General features: G+C 51.9%; 4 protein-coding genes and 1 pseudogene. All 5 read right to left on the bottom strand.

The features are described 5' to 3' along the window. Positions 1–154: 154 nt before the first annotated feature. Entirely contained in the window at positions 155–1552 is a 1398-nt protein-coding gene (hemG, locus tag OXG10_06025) for a protoporphyrinogen oxidase (GenBank protein MCY3826918.1), read from the bottom strand. Positions 1553–1567: 15 nt separating this feature from the next. Beyond that, on the bottom strand, positions 1568–2509 hold the full coding sequence (gene hemH, locus OXG10_06020; protein ID MCY3826917.1) for a ferrochelatase: 942 nt from the start codon (positions 2507–2509) through the stop codon (positions 1568–1570). An 11-nt stretch (positions 2510–2520) separates the two neighbouring features. Further along, positions 2521–4482, bottom strand: coding sequence for a uroporphyrinogen decarboxylase (gene hemE / locus OXG10_06015; GenBank protein ID MCY3826916.1), 1962 nt, complete (start codon positions 4480–4482; stop codon positions 2521–2523). A gap of 28 nt (positions 4483–4510) precedes the next feature. Continuing rightward, positions 4511–5776 carry a diaminopimelate decarboxylase gene (gene lysA / locus OXG10_06010; GenBank protein ID MCY3826915.1) on the bottom strand — a complete coding sequence of 422 codons (1266 nt, stop codon included), beginning with the start codon at positions 5774–5776 and terminating at the stop codon, positions 4511–4513. 82 nt (positions 5777–5858) lie between these two features. Continuing rightward, a pseudogene (locus OXG10_06005) lies at positions 5859–6671 on the bottom strand (IS4 family transposase).

Raw genomic sequence — 6671 nt, 5'->3', positions numbered from 1 at the left:
AGGGCGGTGAACCAGTTCACGCTCCCCTAGAAGTACTTGAAGTGGCAGCGGATATCAGAAAGCAAATCAACAAAGAAATGTCCGAACATATTGCTGATTGCAGTCAGCAAGTCTGAAATCCGGTGTGGTTACGTAGCAGATACGGGAGTTTAAATCAACTGACCATATCCGCGTGAACTTTTCTGGCTGCAAATTCCCCTGAACGCACGCAATCGGGAATCCCAACGCCAAAATAAGCCGCTCCGCAAAGCGCAAGCCCCGAGTGACGCGAAAGCCGGTGCATAATGCCCGAGATCTCCTCTTTGTGTCCCAGCGCAAAGCGAGGCATGGACATCTTGTATCTCCTGATATAAATCTCCGTCGGATGGTTATCGAATCCGAAAACTCTCGTAAGTTCTTCCCTTAAGACAGATTTTATTTCTTCCTCATCCCAAAGCACCGCATCGGGGTTAAGCTCTCCTCCCAAAAAACACCTTATAACTATTTTTCCGCTCCCGGACTTCCCGGGAAACTTGCTGCTGTAAAGCGAACACGCAACGAGGTTCATCCCCTCCTTGGAAGGAATTATTACCCCCAAGCCGTCGGGAAGACCGCGGAAATCCTTCTCATCGAAAACAAGAGTCGCAACGACGGAAGAAACGTAGCGCACGCCCGAGAGTCTCGCTCCAAGCTGCGGGTCGACATCAGAAAGCAGCCGACCGGCCGCATCGGCCCCGACAGACAGGATGACAGCGTCAAACTCCTCTTCCCCGCGGTCAGAGCCGACAAGCCATCCCTTTTCTGATTTTTTAAGGGAAAGAACCGGGGTCTTGTAATCCTGCCTCGCAAGTTCGGCACTTCCGCAAAGTTTTTCGACGATAACGGACATGCCCTCCGCCGGAGTGAGAAAAAGACCGTATCTGGCACCGCTTTCCCCACGGGATGTGGGTGGATTGCGAAGAAGGTCCCGAAGGACGCTTCCGCTTCGCTTCTCCATCTCGAGGAACTGGGGCATTGTGGCCGAAAGACTCAGTTTTTCGGGATCGGCCATGTAAATTCCGCCCAGAAGAGGCTGCGCGGCCTTCTCGAAGGTTTCCCTTCCGAATCTCCTCTCCACAAAAGAACGGACGCTTTCGTCCCCTCCCCCACCGCGTGGAACCAGAGGCTCTAGAAGCACCCTGAGCTTGGCCCTAGCGCTGAACAGTCCGCTGCGAAGAAATGGGAGAAGCTTCGAGGGGGCCATCAGGAAAAAACCCTCGGGAAGCGCCCAGAGCCTTCCCGCCTGATAAACGAACGTGTCCTTCCGCTGGCCGTATCCCACCCCGAGGAGCGAATCCTCAAGTCCAAGCTCTTTTGCAAGGTCAAGCGCCCAGGGCTTTGAAGTTATAAAGGAGTCGGGTCCGAGTTCAAGAACCATGTCCCCCGTTTTTACGGTATCAAAAACCCCGCCCGGACGCGCGGAGGATTCAAAAAGAACAAGCTGAAGGGGAACATTACCCTCACGACAAAGCTTTCTCAGGTAGTGGGCCGAGGAAAGACCCGAGACCCCCGCTCCGACAATCGCAACTTTCATAACGAATTATCTTACTTATTGCCGGGAATTTTCTGAATCGATGAGCCTCAACACCCCGTCGCCCAGAGCCTTTATGTAGCGGTCATCGTCGTTTACGGTCTCGGCCCTGTATAGGTTCACCCCGCACTCACGCGCGGCCTCGGTTGCTTCAACCCCTATATCGAAAAGCACCTCGATATGATCGCAGACAAATCCTATCGGCTGAATCACGATATCCGTGAAGCCCTGGCCGGCAAGGTTCCCTATCACGTCGCATATGTCCGGTTCAAGCCATTTTTCGTTCGGAGAGCCGCTTCTGCTCTGGTAGGCAATCATCCATTTTTTGTGCCCGACTCTGTCCGCCACCAGCACGGAGGAAGTTTCAAACTGCAGAACATAGGGAGACGAATCCGACATCCTCTCGGGAATGCTGTGAGCCGTAAACACAAGCATGGTGGTATCGAGCCTGCTCTCGGGAATTTCGCGCATTCGTTCCGTCACTTTGGCCGCCGAGCCTTCTATGAAAAGAGGATGGTTGAAAAGCGGAGGAACATATTCCACGTAAAGCTCCATCTTGAGATCTTCGCAGGCCTCGCTCACATCCCTCATGTACCTCTCCCAGCTCGCGTCGGAGCGGTAAACGGCCATTATGAGGCCCACTAGGTTCTTCACACCATTTTCCCGCATCTGCTCAAGGGAATCCTTGATGAACGGATGCCAGTTCCTCATCCCGACGTAAACCGGAAGATTGTACCCCCACCCGGAAAGAAGCTTCTCAAGTTTTTGGGCCTGCTTGTAAGTGAATTCGTTGAGCGGAGACTTCCCGTCGAAGATTTCGTAGTGATGGGCGACTTCCCGCAGCCTGTCCTCGGGTATCGGTCTCCCGCTAGCCACATTCCTGAGAAAGGGCATTATGTCCTCTTTTTTCTCGGGAGCCCCGTATCCAATCATCATTACGGCGTCAAAATTATTTTGCATGGGACTTCCTCCTAAGCCCCCCTTCGCGCGGAATACTCGTGAACTTCATCAATCAGCCTCAAGACATTATCAACCGGCGTCTGCGGCAGTACACCGTGACCCAGATTGAATATATGGCCGGGCCTCCCTCCCACTCTGTCCAGTATCTTCCTCGCCTCCTCCACGACATGAGACGGGGTTGAGAGCATTGAGACCGGATCAAGATTCCCCTGAACCGCAAGAGAGCTTCCCGCCCTCTGCCAGCCGTCAAGAATATCGACCCTCCAGTCAAGACCGATAACTCCAGCCCCGGTATCTCCCATGAGTTCGAGCAAGGAACCGGTTCCGGTCCCGAACAATATTACCGGGACTTCCGGCGGAAGCGCCGAGATAAGTTTCTTTACGTGCGGAAAGACGAATCTTTCGTAATCCGCCGGGGAAAGACAACCCACCCAACTGTCGAAAATCTGCACGGCATCGGCCCCCGCATCCACCTGAGCGCAGAGATAATCCGAAATACTCTCGGTCAGGATCTCCATCAGCCTCTCCCACAGGGAAGGGTCTCCATACATGAGTTTTTTCGTGTTTACGTAGTTTTTTGAACCGCTTCCCTCAACCGCATAGGAAGCCACGGTAAAGGGAGCCCCGCTAAAACCAATAAGCGAAACTTCGGGGGCAAGCGCCTTTCTCGTGATACGCAGAGCCTCGTAGACAAAATCCATGCTTTCGGAATCAAAGTCCCTCAGGGCCTCTATGCGCTTTCGGGTCCTAAGAGGCCCGGCTATCACGGGACCGTCAACGCTTGAATATTCAAGGGAAAGCCCCAGGGGTTCCAGTATGAGCAGTATGTCTGAGAAAATGATGGCCGCGTCCACACCGAAGCGGTCAACCACCATCAGCGTAATTTCCGAGGCCAGATCCGGGGTCTTGCAAAACTCCTTGAAAGAAACGCGGGAGCGGGCCTCCCTGTATTCCCGAAGAAATCTGCCCGCCTGTCGCATAAGCCAAATGGGAGTATAATCGGCTTTCTCGAGCCGACACGCCTTCATAAATGCTCCTTCAGAAGTAATTTCTCTCCTTTGGACCTGCACGCCGTCCTCCGACCAGATCATCTGCGTGCGGTTCCAGTTCTGGGTATCCACCCCGTTTTGAAAAGCTGTTCTTTTTTTGGCGAGAAGCACCGCTGACCTTCTGGCCACCTCTCTCACCAAGTTTCCCATTTTAGGGCTGTCGGGCTCATAGTCAACGGATATCCCGTTTTCCCTGAGTGTCTCCGTGGTGGTCGGTCCGATCGAACATACAAGCGCTTTTTTGATTCCTTCAATGAAGTCGTCGGCATATCCTTCCCCGGCCGCCACCTCAAAGAGGTTGGATACCTGCCGGGAGCTTGTGAACAGGAGGCAGTCCTCCTCCCCTTCGGATACGGATCTTACGGCATCGCGCAGGGGATCCAGATCCTCCGGCAGCGCCCACCTGTAAATGGGAATTCTTCTTACGTCAGCCCCTCTTTTTTCAAGAGAAGAGAGAAACTCCTCGTTGGAGACCCCGTATTCCTGAACGTACACGACCAGGTTCTCAAGCGACATGTCCCTCTGGTCAAAAGTGGAAAGTATGTCCCTCCACGTGTTCGGTTCGGAAACGGTTATATTCGGTCTTATCCCGAATTTGCGAAGGGCCGCGACGGGTTTAGGACCTCTGGCAAGAATCGTCGTCGCGCGCAGGGCATCCAGATATTTCTTTTCTCCCGACTCAGCAATTACGATGTCGGAGAGAATCCGCGTGCCTACCCCCGTCATTAAAACAAGAAGATCGATGTTGTCCGAGAAGAGATCATCGGCAAACCCGGCAACGTAAGGACTTTTAAGATCGGGGACTTCCCTCATCGAGGGTGCGACCCTGGGCACACCGCCGTGATAAGAGATGAGTTTTTTCATCTCCTCGCAACGGCGACTTTCAAAAGACGTTACCTTAAGCCCGTTAAAACCCTGTTTCATGATTTAACTACCAAGCGCCGTTTCGATGCTAAAGAAATTCCGCGATGCTCTCAGCTTTCAGCAGATCCTCAAGAGTTTCCCTAGCCCTTATCTCGCAGTACCTCTCACCGCTTACAAGAACCTCGGCAGCCCGGGGTCTCGTGTTGTAATTAGACGACATCACGAAACCGTACGCCCCCGCGCTGAAAACCGCAAGCAGTTCTCCCGCGGAAACTTCGGGGAAACTCCTGTCTCTGGCCAGAAAATCGCCCGATTCGCATATCGGGCCGACTATGTCCACCACCTCGCGGGATTCAGAACCTCCCACGCGCACCGGCTCTATTCGGTGGAACGAATCGTAAAACGCGGGTCTCACAAGGTCGTTCATCGCGGCGTCGACTATTACGAATTTCTTCGAGGTTCCCTCCTTAACATAAAGCACCCTGGTAGACATTATTCCCGCGTTGCCCACCATTGATCTCCCGGGCTCAAGGACCAGTCCGTAACCGGTATCGCGAAGATGTTCCTCGAAAACCCGCGCGTACTCGGATTTCGCCGGAGGCTTTTCCTCGCTCTCGTAGCTTATCGCCAGTCCCCCTCCTATATCTATGTAGGAAACTTCAATCCCGTCGCTCCCTAGCCTGTCGGCCAAGCAGACAAGCTTCGATATGGACTCGGAAAAGGAGGAAAGATCAAATATCTGGGAACCTATATGGGCATCAATTCCCCTTATCTCAATTCCCCCCATCCGTGAGGCGTTTCTGTATACATCCACAGCTTTTTCGATCCCGATTCCGAACTTGCTTTTCTCAAAACCAGTCGATATGTACGGATGGGTGTCGGGATCAACATCAGGATTAACCCTTATCGCGACCGGGGCCTTCTCTCCGAGCGAAATGGCCACATCGTTTATCTTCTGAAGCTCCGCTTCGGATTCCACGTTGAAAAAAAGTATCCGGGAGCGAATTGCGGCCTCTATCTCTTCTTCGGTCTTTCCGACTCCCGAGAACACCACTTTCGAGGTGTCTCCTCCCGCAGCAACAACCCTTCGCAGTTCCCCGGACGAGACTATATCGAAACCGGAGTCCATGGAGGAGAAAATCTTAAGTACGGATATATTAGAGTTCGCCTTTACGGAATAGCAGATCAGGGGGGCGATTTCAGAAAACGCATCCTTGTACTCAAGGAAGCCTGAGCGGATGGAATTATGGCTGTAGATATAAACCGGAGTTCCGAAGTCCTCGCAGATTTTCCTCACGGGAACTCTCTCAACGTAAAGCTCGCCGTCAGCATATTCAAAATCGGAAGTCATCATGTAAGTCTCCGCGGGTTTGAAGCTAGAAAATCTACCCGAAAAAAACGCCGGAAAACAATTATCCTCACTAGTGTCCCAACGTTTAATCAAACAATTCCAGTTGGTTATGATACTCTGGGTCGGCAGGAAAATCCAGCCCTGTTCTAAGTAGTTGATTTAACGGGATTTTTTCAAACAGGGTCAGACTCAAAATCTGTAGAATTGTGTGGAAACTCTTCTCAAGCCCCAGACGCTTTTTTATGATGGCTATGAGCACATAAACTGAAACCGCAATCCATATCTGGGACTTCACGGCGTTCTCCGAGGTTCCGTAGAAACTCTTGATTCTCAGGTGCTGCTTGATCCACTTGAAGAACAGTTCAACATGCCAGCGATTCCTGTACAGTTCGCAAATGGTCATGGCAGGAAGCGAGAAATTGTTTGTAATGAAAGTGAGGGTCTTATTACGCTCCTTATCCCGATACTTAACTGCACGCAGGTGTTCGGGAAAATCTTTGATGCTCTTCGGGCCTGAGAGTTTAATTGTCCAGTCGCAGATAAGCCCTGTGGAACGGTCCACCTTGTGGGATTTAATCCGGCGGTACCTGGTGTTCTTTTTGGTTCGCAGAACGAAGAAACACAGTGATTGGTGAAGGCGATACAGGCGAGTGAAATCAAGGTAAGCTCTGTCCATAACATAGAAGGCTCCGGGCTCGTGGATAATTTTGTCCAGGATGTTTACATCGTGGAGTTTGCCATCGGAAATGTGAATGAAGGCAGGGATATAGCCACGTAGGTCAAACAGTGTGTGGTTTTATTGCTGATTTTGTTCTTCGGAAATGGTACTGGAAACAGATTAAGACAGAGGTCTATGGTAGAAGAGTCCAGTGCGTAGACAGTATCAGGAATATCCAGT

Source organism: Candidatus Dadabacteria bacterium, from assembly GCA_026706695.1.
In the GTDB taxonomy this organism is placed as follows: Bacteria; Desulfobacterota_D; UBA1144; order Nemesobacterales; family Nemesobacteraceae; genus Nemesobacter.
This window is presented reverse-complemented; position numbering and strand designations above follow the sequence as displayed.